At 67.5% G+C, this 13,189-nt stretch carries 12 protein-coding genes; 4 read left to right on the top strand and 8 right to left on the bottom strand.

Going from position 1 to position 13,189, the window contains the following annotated elements:
* Positions 1–122 precede the first annotated feature (122 nt).
* On the bottom strand, positions 123–1,631 hold the full coding sequence (gene gatB / locus L1O03_RS07350; protein ID WP_236119009.1) for an Asp-tRNA(Asn)/Glu-tRNA(Gln) amidotransferase subunit GatB: 1,509 nt from the start codon (positions 1,629–1,631) through the stop codon (positions 123–125).
* A 44-nt stretch (positions 1,632–1,675) separates the two neighbouring features.
* Between gatB and L1O03_RS07345 the strand changes: the two genes are divergently transcribed.
* A complete protein-coding gene (locus tag L1O03_RS07345; RefSeq protein WP_236119002.1) occupies positions 1,676–2,752 on the top strand; it encodes a PrpF domain-containing protein in 1,077 nt (358 codons plus the stop codon).
* 13 nt (positions 2,753–2,765) lie between these two features.
* Here L1O03_RS07345 and L1O03_RS07340 read toward each other — a convergent pair whose 3' ends face one another.
* From L1O03_RS07340 to L1O03_RS07330, 3 genes are all read right to left on the bottom strand, one after another.
* The gene (locus L1O03_RS07340) at positions 2,766–3,722 is read right to left on the bottom strand and encodes a bile acid:sodium symporter family protein (RefSeq protein WP_236119000.1); all 957 of its coding nucleotides are present in this window, start codon (positions 3,720–3,722) and stop codon (positions 2,766–2,768) included.
* Between the two features lie 93 nt (positions 3,723–3,815).
* Complete coding sequence (locus L1O03_RS07335) at positions 3,816–4,847, bottom strand: 6-phosphofructokinase (RefSeq protein ID WP_236118998.1); 1,032 nt, start codon at positions 4,845–4,847, stop codon at positions 3,816–3,818.
* A gap of 48 nt (positions 4,848–4,895) precedes the next feature.
* A complete protein-coding gene (locus L1O03_RS07330) occupies positions 4,896–6,302 on the bottom strand; it encodes a DHA2 family efflux MFS transporter permease subunit (protein WP_236118996.1) in 1,407 nt (468 codons plus the stop codon).
* A gap of 84 nt (positions 6,303–6,386) precedes the next feature.
* On the opposite strand from L1O03_RS07330, the gene L1O03_RS07325 reads away from it, so the two are divergent.
* Entirely contained in the window at positions 6,387–6,710 is a 324-nt protein-coding gene (locus tag L1O03_RS07325) for a hypothetical protein (protein WP_236118984.1), read from the top strand.
* Here the strand turns inward: L1O03_RS07325 and L1O03_RS07320 are convergent.
* The 3 genes from L1O03_RS07320 to gatC form a co-directional block, all read right to left on the bottom strand.
* Positions 6,696–7,547, bottom strand: a complete 852-nt coding sequence (locus L1O03_RS07320) for a siderophore-interacting protein (RefSeq protein WP_236118982.1) — start codon at positions 7,545–7,547, stop codon at positions 6,696–6,698. The genes L1O03_RS07325 and L1O03_RS07320 overlap by 15 nt on opposite strands.
* An 86-nt stretch (positions 7,548–7,633) precedes the next feature.
* Entirely contained in the window at positions 7,634–9,142 is a 1,509-nt protein-coding gene (gatA, locus tag L1O03_RS07315) for an Asp-tRNA(Asn)/Glu-tRNA(Gln) amidotransferase subunit GatA (RefSeq protein WP_236118981.1), read from the bottom strand.
* 2 nt (positions 9,143–9,144) lie between these two features.
* Positions 9,145–9,447 carry an Asp-tRNA(Asn)/Glu-tRNA(Gln) amidotransferase subunit GatC gene (gene gatC / locus L1O03_RS07310; protein WP_236118971.1) on the bottom strand — a complete coding sequence of 101 codons (303 nt, stop codon included), beginning with the start codon at positions 9,445–9,447 and terminating at the stop codon, positions 9,145–9,147.
* Between the two features lie 209 nt (positions 9,448–9,656).
* On the opposite strand from gatC, the gene L1O03_RS07305 reads away from it, so the two are divergent.
* Positions 9,657–10,319, top strand: coding sequence for an ACT domain-containing protein (locus tag L1O03_RS07305; protein WP_236119208.1), 663 nt, complete (start codon positions 9,657–9,659; stop codon positions 10,317–10,319).
* Here the strand turns inward: L1O03_RS07305 and ligA are convergent.
* Positions 10,316–12,466, bottom strand: a complete 2,151-nt coding sequence (ligA, locus tag L1O03_RS07300; protein WP_420830314.1) for an NAD-dependent DNA ligase LigA — start codon at positions 12,464–12,466, stop codon at positions 10,316–10,318. The genes L1O03_RS07305 and ligA overlap by 4 nt on opposite strands.
* Positions 12,467–12,476: 10 nt before the next feature.
* Between ligA and L1O03_RS07295 the strand changes: the two genes are divergently transcribed.
* Positions 12,477–13,178, top strand: coding sequence for a 3'-5' exonuclease (locus L1O03_RS07295; RefSeq protein ID WP_236118965.1), 702 nt, complete (start codon positions 12,477–12,479; stop codon positions 13,176–13,178).
* The last annotated feature ends 11 nt before the right edge of the window (positions 13,179–13,189 follow it).

Raw genomic sequence — 13,189 nt, 5'->3', positions numbered from 1 at the left:
CTGTGGGTGCCCCCGAAACCCACAGACCATCCACGTACCTTAGCGAAGAATGAGAAAAGCGGCGAATTATTTCGCCGCTCAGGCCCCGTATGGGGCGTTCTCTTCACACTTTTATGGGGTGACTAATCCGCCAGTTTCTTAGCGATGAGCTGGTTAACTGTCTTCGGATCCGCCTTCCCCTTTGTGGCTTTCATCACAGCACCGACGATCGCGCCCGTCACCTTCTTATTCCCGGCACGATATTTCTCGACGATGTCCGGGTTGGCAGCCAGCGCGTCGTCGACGGCCTTCTCGATCGCGGAGTCATCGCGGACGACCTCCAGGCCACGCGCCGCGATAACCTCCTCCACGTCGCCCTCGCCCGCGAGGACGCCGTCCACGGCCTGGCGGCCAAGCTTGGTAGTCAAGCGACCCTCCTTGACCAGGGCGATAACCCGGGCCACCTGGGAGGGGGTGATCGCCAGCTGCTCGAGCTCCACGCCCTCCTGGTTCGCTTTTCCGGCCAGGTAGGAGACCCACCAGGCGCGGGCCTCGTCGGGGCTGGCGCCTTCCTCGGTGGTGGCGATGATGAGGTCCAGCGCGCCCGCGTTGACGAGGTCGCGCATCTCCTCATCGGAGAGCTTCCACTCTTCCTGGATGCGGGCGCGGCGGATCCACGGCAGCTCGGGCAGGCTGGCGCGGATCTCCTCCACCCACTCCTTCGGGGCGATCACCGGGGGAAGGTCCGGGTCATTGAAGTAGCGGTAGTCCTCGGCGGTCTCCTTCGGGCGGCCCTGGGAGGTGGTGCCGTCGGCCTCCTGGTAGTGGCGGGTCTCCTGGCGGATGGCCTCGCCGCGCTCGAGGCAGGCGGCCTGGCGCTGCATCTCAAAGCGCACGGCCTGCTCCACGGACTTCAGCGAGTTGATGTTCTTCGTCTCCGTGCGGGTTCCGAAGGTCTCCGTGCCCACCGGACGCAGGGACAGGTTGGCGTCGACGCGCATGGAGCCCTGGTCCATGCGGGCGTCCGAGACTCCGAGCGACTTCACGAGGTCCCGCAGCGCGCTCACGTACGCCCGGGCCACCTCGGGCGCGCGCTCCCCCGCGCCGACGATCGGCTTCGTCACGATCTCGATGAGCGGGATGCCCGCGCGGTTGCAGTCCACCAGCGAGCTCGTGGCCCCGCTGATGCGGCCCGTCGCCCCACCAATGTGGGTGAGCTTCCCGGTGTCCTCCTCCATGTGGGCGCGCTCGATCTCGACGCGCCAGGTGGTGCCGTCGTCGAGAAGGACGTCGAGGTAGCCATTCGAGGCGATGGGCTCGTCGTACTGGGAAATCTGGTAATTCTTCGGCTGATCGGGGTAGAAGTAGTTCTTCCGGGCGAAGCGGGAGAACTCTGCGATCTCGCAGTTGAGGGCGAGGCCGATCTTGATGGCCCACTCGACGCCCTTCGCGTTGACGACGGGCAGCGCCCCCGGGAGCCCGAGGGACACCGGGTCCACATTCTCGTTGGGCTCAGCGCCGAAGTGCGCGGAGCTGGCGGAAAACATCTTGGTCTCGGTGGCGAGCTCGACGTGAACCTCCAGGCCCATGACAGGTTCATAGGTGCGCAGGAGCTCGTCATAATCCATCAAGTCGTACATCGCTGCAGTCATGTCGGTTAGTCTACTTCCTTTCGCTCTCCGTCTACCCTGGGGTCATGAACTCCACGCTGCCCTCCCGGCTCCCCGTTGCCATCATCCGTGGCGGGACCTCCCGCGCGGTCTTCTGTCGTCTGCGCGACCTCCCCGAGGATCCGCACATGCGCGACGAGCTCTGCCTCCGCCTCATCGGCTCCCCCGACCCCGTGGCCATCGACGGGCTGGGCGGCGGCGTCTCCTCCAACTCGAAGGTCATGTTCGTGGGCACCGCCGCCGAGGCCCGCGAGCGCGGCCTCCGCATCCCCGCCGAGCTGCCGGCTGAGCACCTCATCAGCTTCTTCGCGCAGGTCTCCCCCGCCGAGCCGCGCGTCGACTGGCGCGGCCAATGCGGCAACATCTCCGCCGCGATCTCGGCCTATGCCCTCGCCGAGGGGCTCTGCTCCTTCCCCGACACCGCCACCGAGGCCACCCTCCCCGTCTACAACGCCAACACCGGCATGCCCCTCGAGCTCCACCACCCCCTCGACGGCGGCCGCTTCCCCACCAGCGGTGATTTTGTTCTCGACGGCGTGCCCGGCTCCGCAGCCCGCGTTGACCTGCGCTTCCTTCTCGACGACGTCCCGTTCCGCACCACCGAGATCGAGGGACTTATGACAACGCTCATCGACGTGGCCAATCCCGTGGCGATCGTGCGGGCTGCCGACATCGGGGTCGATGTTCGGCTCAGCCCCGCGGAGCTCAATGCGGATTCCGCGCTCCTCGAGCGCCTCGAGGCTCTGCGTCAGGCCGCCGGGCGGGACATGGGCGTGGAGAATTCGGCGGTGATTCCGCGGGTGGCGATCGTCGAGCCCCTCGAGGACGGTGCGGGGCTGCGCGCGCGGATGACCTCTGTGGGCATCATTCACCATGCACTGCCCGGGACGGGGCTCCTCGCTCTGGGAGCGGCGCGCACCCTCGGCGCGCCGGTGATCGATCTCCCTCCCGCCGAGGAGACGCGCATCGAGCATCCGAAGGGCGAGGCCACCGTGAGCGCTCACCTCGAGGGCGAGCGCCTGCGCTGGGTGGCGCTTGCCCGCAGCGCGCGGATCATTCTCCGCGGCGAGGTGGAGCTTCGCGGCGACGCACCCCGGGACTGAGGCGGGGGCGTCTTTAGCGGGCGGCGCGGCGGGCGTCGATCCGCTGGCACAGCGCCGCGAGGATCGCGCCGGAGAGGTTATGCCACACAGAGAAGAGGGCGCCCGGCAGCGCGGAGAGCGGGGACATATACTGCGCGGCCAGCCCGGCCGCCAGCCCGGAGTTTTGCATGCCGACCTCGACGGCCATCGTCCGGCGCACCGGGACCGGCTGGCCGCTGAGGCGCCCCGCCAGGAATCCCAGCAGGTAGCCCAGCGCGTTGTGGATGACGACGGCCACCGCCACGATGAGCCCGGCTGTGAGGATCGAGGCGCGCGAGCCGGCGACGACCGCCGCGACGATGAGCGCAATCGCGGTCACCGAGATCCACGGCAGGGCCGGCAGGACCTTCGTCACCACACGCGGAAGAAGGAGCCGCACGACGAGCCCCGCCACCACCGGGACGAGGACGACCTCCACGACCGACAGCGCCATGCCGGCGGCGTCGAGCGGCATGTACTGCCCCGCCAGCCACAGGGTGAGCAGCGGTGTGAGCAGCGGGGCGAGGAGGGTGGAGATGGCGGTCATGGTGACCGAGAGGGCGACGTCGCCGCGGGCCAGGTAGCTCACGACGTTGGAGCTCGTCCCGCCCGGTGCGCAGCCGACGAGGATGACGCCCGCCGCGATCTCCGCCGGCAGGTGCAGGCACCACACGACGATGAGCGCCGCCACCGGCATGAGCACATACTGCGCGATGACGCCGATGAGGACGGGCAGCGGGCGCTGGGCCACATAGGCGAAGTCCCCCGGCTTGAGGGTGAGGCCCATCCCGAACATGACGATGCCCAGGAGGATGTTCACCCACGAGCCCAGGGCGCTCACGGGCTCAGAAAAGAAGAACCCCAGGAGTCCCCCGATGATGACAAGCACGGGGAACCCTAGGGTAGCGAGGTATCCAGATTCACGGCCTGCGGCCTCCGATGCGCGTTCCATGGAGTGACATTGTAGTCCCACAGAATGGAAGAGGTTTCACGGGCCTGAGGAGATACCCGAGAGATGCTCGGTAGAAACTCCGGCGGGGAGCGTCTAACCGAACATCGCCTTCGCGGTGACGTAACGGGCGTGAGGCACGGACTTCAGCGTGCCGACAGCCTCGTTGAGATCGATGAGCTCAATGTGCTCGCCATGGAGGGCGACGCACTTGCCGAAGTCGCCCGAGTGGCAGGCCCGCGCCGCGTGGACGCCGTAACGCGTCGCGAGGACGCGGTCGAAGGCCGTCGGGGTACCGCCGCGCTGGATGTGGCCGAGCACCGTCGTGCGGACGTCGTGGCCGAGGCGATTGTGGATCTCGTCGGCGATCTGCTGGCCGATGCCCGTGAAGGTCTTGTGCCCGAACTGGTCGATCTCCCCCTCGCGGGTTTCCATCGTCCCCTCCTTGGGCAGGGCGCCCTCGGCGACGCAGATGATGCCGTACTTCTCGCCCATCTGGAAGCGACGCTCCATCGCCTTGCAGATCTCCGCGATGTCGAAGGGCTCCTCGGGGATCACTGTGTAGTGGGCGCCGCCCGCCATGCCGGCGTGGAGCGCGATCCATCCCACGTGGCGGCCCATGACCTCGACGATCATGACGCGGTTGTGGGACTCCGCAGTGGTGTGGAGGCGGTCGATGGCGTCGGTGGCCACCGACACGGCCGTATCAAAGCCGAAGGTAAAGTCCGTGCCGTTGACGTCGTTGTCGATGGTCTTCGGCACGCCGACCACCGGGATGCCGTTATCGGAGAGCCACTTCGCGCCCTTGAGCGTGCCCTCGCCGCCGATGGGGATGAGGGCGTCGACGCCGGCGTCCTCCAGGTTGGCCCGAATCTGATCGAGTCCCGCCTTGAAGCGGTCCGGGTGGAGGCGGCCGGTGCCCAGAATGGTGCCGCCGCGCAGGAGAATCCGGTCGATGTCTTCGTCGTCATACAGTTGGATTCGCTTGTCCTCCATGAGGCCGACCCAACCATCTTGGTAGCCGACGACCGTGGAGTTGAACTCCGCGCTGCAGGTCCGAACAATTCCGCGGATGACCGCGTTCAGGCCGGGGCAGTCGCCGCCGGAGGTGAGAGTCGCAATTCGCATGATCCCTAGTTTAATCAACCATGCGGGAATCTGCCCGTTTCTGCCCGATTATCGGGAGATTTCCTCGGATTTAAAGAAACATACGGCTATAAACCCACAGGCTAGAGCGGCCGCCGGCAGCAGCAGCGCGCGCCCCGCCGCCGCGGAGACATCGTGCCCCTGCGCCAGGGCCATCTGCATGGCCGCGCCCACCGCAGCGGATCCCACGACGGAGCCGGTCTGCCGCGTCGTGTTGTACACCCCCGAGGCCGCGCCCATGTAGCGCTGGCTCATCGTGCGCATGGCGGCCGTCGAGTTCGGCGACCACACGCACGACGTCCCGCAGCCGAGCAGAACCAGCCCCGCGAAGAACCATCCGAGCGGCAAGCTCCAGATGATCGTGAGGCCCAACCACCCGAGGGAGAAGGCGGTGAGGCCGAAGCCCACCGTCGAGAGCGTGCGCGGGTGGAGGCGATCCGCGAGCCGGCCAACGATGGGCGAGCCGATGATCGTCACCGCGGCCATGGGCAGCATCATGACTCCGGCGTGCTCCGGGCTGTAGCCCAGCCCGTCCTGTAGGTGAAACATGATGGGCAGCATCATGGCCGCCACGCAGAAGCCCATCGTCGAGATCGAAAAACTCGCGATAGAGAAGTTGTGATTGCGGAAAATGACGAGGGGGACCAGCGCATCCTTCCCGCGACGGGCGGCGGTGCCCTGGAGTCGGACAAACCACGCCATCCCCGCCACGCCGACGACGATGCAGCCGATAAGCAGCGCGCTCCACCCCAGCTGCGGGCCGTTGAGAATGGCGAAGACGATGAGGGACATCGCCACGAGGGAGACGAGGACGCTTAGTTCATCGATCGACCGGGCGTGCCGCGGCAGCGGCGGCACCCACAGGCTCACCAGGACAAGGGAGACCACGCCGAGCGGGACGTTGATGAAGAAGATCCACTCCCAGCCGGGGCCGCCCACGAGCACCCCGCCCAGCACCGGGGAGACCACCCCGGCCAGCCCGCCCACGGCGCCCCAAACCCCCAGCGCGGCGCCCCGGCGCGAGGGCGCGAAGATCCGGTTGATGACGCTCATTGTCTGCGGGATGAGGATGGCCGCGCCGAGGCCCTGCACCGCCCGCGCGGCGATGAGCATCTCCACCGAGCGCGACAGACCGCACGCCGCCGACGACAGCACAAAGAGCGCCATCCCCAGGCGGTACATGTTGCGCTGCCCATAGCGATCGCCGAGCCTCCCCGTGAACAGCAGCGGCACGACGATGCAGAGTAAGTAGATGGAGGTGATCCAAAAGACCTGGTTAATCGACGCCCCGAGCTCGGTCTCAATATTCGGGGTGGCCACCGCCACGATCGTCTGATCGAGCAGGATCATGAAGAAACCCACGCACAGCGCCGCCAACGCCCGCCACGCCTGGCTCTCGGGAATCTGAATTTTCTCTTCCGTGGGGGATGAGACCATCGTGCTTCCTTTTCCTGTCATCGTGGATGGGCTGGGTGCAGCAGGTGCTGGCAGCCGGGCGATCTAGAGAGTAAGCATAAAAGCATGTCTTCCTGTGATCTCAAGAAACCCCAGAATGTCAACACCGCCGCCGTCGTGTCGACGGGGCTCATCGGCGGGTGGCTCACCGCCCGGGAGACCGGGATTCGCCCGCTGGGCGGCGTCGTCCTCGCCGCGGCCGCAGCGTGGGCGGGCCGCTCATGGTGGGCGAAGACGGACGGCCCCACCACCGCCCTCTTGGAGAGCATCTACCTCGCGGGCTTTGGGCTCTCCCACCCCCTGGCGAAGAAGATCGGCGCCTGGCCGGCGGTCCTCACCGTCACGGCCGCCTCCGCCGGCGCGGCCTGGGCGCTCTCAGATCGACGATAGCCCGCGCAGCCGCTCCTCCTCGGCTTCGTTCTCCTCGTTGAAGGCCCGCTTGGAGGATTGCCACTGATCCTCGGTCATCGCCAGGCGCCAATAGCCCGAGATGGAGACGTCCTCCCGGGCGATCTCCCTCTCGATGAAGAGGACTCGACGCACCTCCCGGATCATTTCCGCCACCCCGTGCACGAACCAGGAGGTGCGTTCCTTCGTCTCGGGAAGCTCCGCGAGAGCCGCGCTGAGCGGGGTGCCGTGGGTGGCCCCGCGCCGATGGATCCAGCGGACCTCGATGCCTGGCCCCTCGGGGAGCTCGAACTGCGAGTCCTCATCCTCCACCTCGATGAGGGCGAGGGCCTTCATCCCCTCCGGGAGTTTCTCCAGGGCGTGGGCAATGGCCGGGGCCGCGGCGTCGTCCCCCGCGAGGACGCACGCCTCATAGCCTTCTTCCGGGTGCCAGGCGCCGCCGGGCCCGAGGAAGCCGAAGGTCTCCCCCACTTCGGCGCGGGCGGCCCAGGGGCCGGCGATGCCCTCTTCCCCGTGCACGACGAAGTCAATGTCGGCAACACCGCTCGTGGTGTTCACCCGCCGCAGGGTGTACGTGCGGGTGATCGGCCAGAACTCCCGCGGCTGCGAGGAGCGGATGCCCTCCATGGAGAAGGGCCATGCGTAGTCCGCCCCCTCGGGGACGAAGAGAAGCTTGACGTAGTGGTCAGTGTGCGGAAGGTCCGCCCCGATGAGAGCATCGCTCTGCACCGTGAGACGGACCATCGTGGGCGAGACCTGGCTGGTGGCCACAATACGGGCCTCGTGTGCGCGGCGGGGTCGGCGTGCCGGCTTAGACATCAAAGAGAGCCTCCTCACATCGGAAAGATGAGGTAAGCATAACCCACCTTTTCGGGAGGAGGCTAGGGGCGGGGTAGCCGCTGGGACTAGGAGCGCCCCGCTTCGAAGGCCGCGCCGACGCGGTAGAGGCGGTCATCCTGGAAGGCCGGAGCCATGATCTGGAGGCCCGTAGGCAGGCCGCTGTCCTCGGCAAAGCCGGCGGGCACCGACATGCCGCAGAGGCCCGCGAGGTTCAGCGGCAGGGTGCAGAGGTCGAAGGTGTACATGGACAGCGGGTCCGAGACCTTCTCCCCCAGCTTGAAGGCGGTGGTCGGCGTCGTCGGGGAGACCAGAACGTCAACCTTCTCGAAGGCCTTCGCGAAGTCCTGAGCGATGAGGGTGCGCACGCGCTGGGCTTGGATGTAGTAGGCGTCGTAGTAGCCCACCGAGAGCGCATAGGTTCCCAGGATGATGCGGCGCTTCACCTCGGGGCCAAAGCCCTCCGCGCGGGAGAGGGACATGACCTGCTCGGCGTCGTGGCGGCCGTCATCGCCCACGCGGCGGCCATAGCGCATGCCGTCGAAGCGGGCGAGGTTGGAGGAGACCTCACAGGGGAGGATGAGGTAGTAGGCGGCGAGGGCGTCGTCGAAGTGGGGGCAATCGACCTCCACGACCTCGGCCCCCTGCTCCTTGAGCTGGGAGACCGCCGAGTGGAAGGAGTTCAGCACGCCGGGCTGGTAGCCCTCGCGGTCGAACTGGCGGACAACGCCCACGGTCACGCCGGAGAGGTCCCCGCGCGCGCCCTCCTTGGCGGCGTCGACGACCGGCGCGATCGGGGCCACCGACTCATCGACGCTCGTGGCATCGAAGCGGTCGTGGCCAGCGATCACGCTGTGGAGCAGTGCGGTGTCGAGGACCGTGCGCGCGCAGGGGCCGCCCTGGTCGAGGGAGGAGGCGCACGCGATGAGCCCGTAGCGGGACACCGTGCCATAGGTGGGCTTCACGCCGACGGTGTTCGTCAGCGCGGCCGGCTGGCGGATCGATCCGCCGGTATCGGTGCCAATCGCCAGCGGGGCCTGGCCCGCCGCCAGCGCAGCCGCCGAGCCACCGCCCGAGCCGCCGGCGGTGCGCTCGACGTCATAAGGGTTGTGGGTGGGGCCGTAGGCGGAGTTCTCCGTGGAGGAGCCCATGGCGAACTCGTCGAGGTTGGTCTTGCCGAGGATCGGGATCCCCGCCTCGCGGAGCTTGCGCGTCACGGTCGCGTCGTAGGGGCTCATGTAGCCCTCGAGGATCTTGGAGGCGGCGGTCGTCGGCGCGTCCGTCGTCGTGAACACATCTTTGAGCGCGAGGGGGACGCCAGCCAGCGGGGAGGCGGGCTCCTCGCCGCGAGCAAGGGCCTCGTCGACGGCATCGGCCGCCGCGAGCGCCGAGTCCGCGCTCACGTGGAGGAAGGCGTGGAGCGTCTCGTCGGTCTCCGCGATGCGGTCGAGGTGGGCCTGGGTGACCTCGCGGGAGCTTACCTCGCCACCGTGGATGCGCCGGGCCAGCTCGGCGGCGCTCAGCCGGGTGAGTTCGTTGGCGGACTGCTCTACCACATAGGAATTCTGTTCAGTCATGATTATTCAGCCTCCCCACCGAGAATGCGCGGAACAACAAATCGCTGGTCCTGGACCTCCGGAGCCTGGTCCAGTGCCTGCTCCGCGCCCAGGGTCTTCTCGACGACGTCCTCGCGCATCGTCGTCTTGATGTTGTGGGGATGGCTCATCGGCTCGACCCCCTCCACATCGACCTTCTGGACGGCCTTGACGTTGTCGATAATGTCGTCGATCTGCTCCGCAAACTGGGCCAGCTCCTCTTCCGAGAGCGCCAGGCGGGACAGTTTGGCGAGGTGGGCTACCTCATCACGTGAAATCTCAGCCACGAGTCCTTCTTCCTCATCTTCACGTCTATGGTCGCTAGTGGGCCATCCTACTTCACCGAGGCCACCCCCATGCAGTCCCCCTCTACGCATCACATGGGGGAGCCGGTACCATCAATACCCGTCAGTCAACAGAAAAACTCGTGATCTCGGCTCGGAGGGACCTCCCCTCGGCCGCAGGCCCCACGATGAAGGAAACTGCCGTGTCCCATATGTCGTTTTTGCTTCGCGTCCAGCTGCCCGATGCCCCCGGCTCTCTCGGCCACCTCGCCGAGGCGATCGGCCTCGTCGACGGCAACATCCAATCAGTCGACATTGTTGAACAAGACCCCCGTGGCACCGTCGTCGACGACATTGTGGTGACCCTCCCCAAGGAGTCCATGGCCGACGTCCTCATCACCGCGGCCCAGTCCGTCGAGGGCGCGGAGGTGGACTCCATCCGCCCCTTCACCGGCGCCATCGACCGGCGCGGCCAGATCCGCATGCTCAACGAGATCACGGCGCACCGCCGCAACCTCCCGGCCGCGATGACGGAGCTCGTGCGCGTGTTGCCGAAATCCATGACGGCGAGCTGGGCCATCGTCCTCTGCTCCGATGTGCCGGTGAAGCGGATCGCGGCCTCCCAGGCAGCGCCGGAGGATGACGGCTCCAACCCGGAGCAGATCAACATCACCGAGGCGCGGATCCTGCGCCCCGACCAGGAGGAGTGGATCCCCCAGTCCTGGGCGCTGCTCGATTCGGCGCTGGCCGCCGCCCCGCTCCAGGGGACAGGGATGGTTCTGGTCATCGGCAGGACCGGGGGGCCGGACTTCCTTGCCACCGAGGTGGAGCACCTCGGTCACCTCGGGACCATCATCGGCGCGATCCTCAGCTAGCCCTCTTCCGGGGATTCCTCCGAGCCCTCGAGTCCCTCGGCGCCGCTGGCGAGGAGGACGTGGAACTGCGCCTCGGAGAGGATCGGAATGCCCAGGTCCCGGGCCTTCGTCTCTTTCGATCCCGCATTCGCTCCGACCACCACAAAGTCCGTCTTCTTCGACACGCTCCCGGCGGCCTTCCCGCCGCGCGCGATGATGGCTTCCTTCGCGCTCTCCCGGCTGAAGTCCTCCAGCGAGCCGGTGACCACGACGGTGAGCCCCTCCAGCACCTGCTCCGGCGCATCGCTGCGGTCCTCCTCCATGGTCACGCCGGCCGCGGCCCAGGCGTCGACGATATCCCGGTGCCATTCCACCGTGAACCACTCCGCAACGCTCTCCGCGATGACCGAGCCGACGCCGTCGATCGTGGCCATCTCCTCGACGGACGCCTCCCGGATCGCGGGGAGGGACCCGTAGCGCTGGGCGAGGGCCCGGGCGGCCGTCGGCCCCACATGGCGGATAGACAGGGCTACAATGACGCGCCAGAGGTCGGTGTGCTTGGCCTGCTCGAGGTGCTCGATGAGCTTCTTCCCCGCGGCGTTCACCGCGCCCTTGGCGGTGGTGTACACGGCGGAGGTCTCCAGGTCCTCCAGCTGGAGGCTGAAGAGCTCCGACTCCCCGCTGAGGATGCCGCGGCGGATGAGGTCGAGCGCCCCCTTCTCCCCCAGCGCCTCGATGTCGAAGACCGCGCGGCTAGCCAGCGACTCGAGCCGGCTCGAGAGCTGGGCCGGGCAGGAGCGGGTGTTGGGGCAGCGCCAGTCGGCGTCGCCCTCCTTCTGCGGGGCGAGGCGGGTCCCGCAGGCGGGGCAGAGCGTCGGGAAGATGAAGGGGCGCTCCTCGCCGGTGCGTTTCTCGACGACGGGCCCGAGGACTTCCGGGATCACCTCCCCGGCCTTGCGGATAACGACCTCATCCCCGATGAGCACGCCTTTGCGCTTCACCTCGGTCTGGTTGTGCAAGGTGGCGCGCTCCACCTCGGAGCCGGCGACGCGGACGGGGGCCATGATCGCGAAGGGGGTCACGCGTCCCGTGCGCCCGACGCCCACCTGGATGTCGAGGAGCCGGGTACGAACCTCCTCCGGTGGATACTTGTAGGCGATGGCCCAGCGCGGGGCGCGGCTTGTGTGGCCCAGACGCCGCTGGGAGGCTCGCGAGTCCACCTTGATGACCAGGCCATCCATCTCATGCAGCGCATCGTGGCGGTGATCCGCCCAGTAGCGGACGCGCTCGATGACGTCGTCGGCACTGTCCACCACCTGCGTGTACGGGGAGACGGGCAAGCCCCAGGCCTCGAGTGCCTGGTACACGTCCTCCTGGAGTTCGGGGGAGAAACCCTCGCTCGCGCCGAGGCCGTGGCAGATCATGCGCAGGCGACGCTCCTTCACCGCCGCGGTGTCCTTCTGCCGCAGGGAGCCGGCCGCGGCGTTGCGCGGGTTCGCGAAGGGCTTGCCTCCGGAGCGCTGGCGGGCGTCGTTCACCTCGGCGAAGTCCTCCACCGCGATGAACACCTCGCCGCGGACCTCGAGGAGGGAGGGCACTGGGATCCCCTCGACGTCGCGCAGCTCGTGAGGGATGTCCTCGATGACCTTGGCATTGGCCGTGATGTCCTCACCCACGCGGCCATCGCCGCGGGTGGCCGCCTGGACGAGCACGCCGTCTCGGTAGGTGAGATTGATCGACAGGCCATCGATCTTCAGCTCCGTGACATAGCGCTCCCCCGGAACTTTGGCGAGCCAATCGCGCAGCTCCGATTCGTCAAAGACGTTGTCGAGGCTGAGCATCGCGGAGGGGTGCTCGACGTTGTCGAACGTCGAGCCCTCGGGGACGGGGGCGCCCACCTCGGCGGTCGGGCTCTCCGGAACGTCAAGCTCGGGGTGCTCCTCCTCGAGCCGCTGAAGGGCGCGAAACAGCTCGTCGAACTCCGCATCGGTGATCTCTGGCTGCTGGTTGTAGTAGAGGTCGCGGTGGTGGCGCACCTCGCTGGCCAGCTCGTTCCAGCGCCGGCGGAGATCAGTGTCCGTGCTCTGCTGTTCGTGGGGAGAATTCACGGTGCTGATTCTAACGGTTGAGACCGGCCGAGCCGGACCGTGGCCTGCAGCTCCACCCATCCGGGCGCTCATGTCCGACCCACTCAGTAGAGTGAGCCGCATGAAGAGTTTTGACGCCTCCCGGATGCTCTCCTTCGATCTGGAAACGACGGGCACCAACCCCCACGCCACCCGTATCGTGACCTCCTCCCTGCTTCGTATCGACGGCTCGTCCGTCGACACCACGGAGCTCCTCGCCGACCCGGGCGTGGAGATCCCTGAGTCCGCGACGGCCATCCACGGCATCACCACCGAGTACGCCCAGCAGCACGGCCGCCCCCACGAGGAGGTCCTGGCGGACACCATCGCGCGCATCCGCGATGCCTGGCGGCAGGACATGGCGCTCATCGTCTTTAACGCCCCCTATGACCTCACGGTGCTGCGCTCCCTTGAGCCCTCCTTCACCGTGGATGGCCTCGTGTTTGACCCCCTGCTCATCGACCGGGCGATGGACCGATATCGCCGCGGGAAGCGCACGCTCAGCGCCCTGTGCGAGCACTACCGGATCACCCTCGACAATGCGCATAACTCCTCTGCCGACGCCCTCGCCGCCGCGCGCATCGCCTGGAAGCAGGTGCGCACCTGGCCGGAGCTCCAGTCCTACAGCATGGAGGAGCTCATGGAGTTCCAGGCGGTGAAGTACTACGAGATTCAGAGTGAGTTCCGGGAATGGCGGGAGAAGCGTGGGCAGGATGCCTCCACCGTCTCCACCTCCTGGCCGGTACAGGGTTAAGGGTTAAAAGC

It is taken from the genome of Corynebacterium uropygiale, assembly GCF_021568315.1.
Classification (GTDB): domain Bacteria; phylum Actinomycetota; class Actinomycetes; order Mycobacteriales; family Mycobacteriaceae; genus Corynebacterium; species Corynebacterium uropygiale.
This window is presented reverse-complemented; position numbering and strand designations above follow the sequence as displayed.

Bases quoted from the DNA above. Each gene is read 5' to 3' on its own strand.
- ligA (WP_420830314.1), bottom strand. From the start codon at position 12,466: ATGGGTGGAGCTGCAGGCCACGGTCCGGCTCGGCCGGTCTCAACCGTT.
- L1O03_RS07305 (WP_236119208.1), top strand. From the start codon at position 9,657: ATGTCGTTTTTGCTTCGCGTCCAGCTGCCCGATGCCCCCGGCTCTCTC.
- L1O03_RS07320 (WP_236118982.1), bottom strand. From the start codon at position 7,547: ATGTCTAAGCCGGCACGCCGACCCCGCCGCGCACACGAGGCCCGTATT.
- L1O03_RS07325 (WP_236118984.1), top strand. From the start codon at position 6,387: ATGTCTTCCTGTGATCTCAAGAAACCCCAGAATGTCAACACCGCCGCC.
- L1O03_RS07340 (WP_236119000.1), bottom strand. From the start codon at position 3,722: ATGGAACGCGCATCGGAGGCCGCAGGCCGTGAATCTGGATACCTCGCT.
- L1O03_RS07295 (WP_236118965.1), top strand. From the start codon at position 12,477: ATGTCCGACCCACTCAGTAGAGTGAGCCGCATGAAGAGTTTTGACGCC.
- gatB (WP_236119009.1), bottom strand. From the start codon at position 1,631: ATGACTGCAGCGATGTACGACTTGATGGATTATGACGAGCTCCTGCGC.
- gatA (WP_236118981.1), bottom strand. From the start codon at position 9,142: ATGACTGAACAGAATTCCTATGTGGTAGAGCAGTCCGCCAACGAACTC.
- L1O03_RS07330 (WP_236118996.1), bottom strand. From the start codon at position 6,302: ATGGTCTCATCCCCCACGGAAGAGAAAATTCAGATTCCCGAGAGCCAG.
- L1O03_RS07345 (WP_236119002.1), top strand. From the start codon at position 1,676: ATGAACTCCACGCTGCCCTCCCGGCTCCCCGTTGCCATCATCCGTGGC.
- L1O03_RS07335 (WP_236118998.1), bottom strand. From the start codon at position 4,847: ATGCGAATTGCGACTCTCACCTCCGGCGGCGACTGCCCCGGCCTGAAC.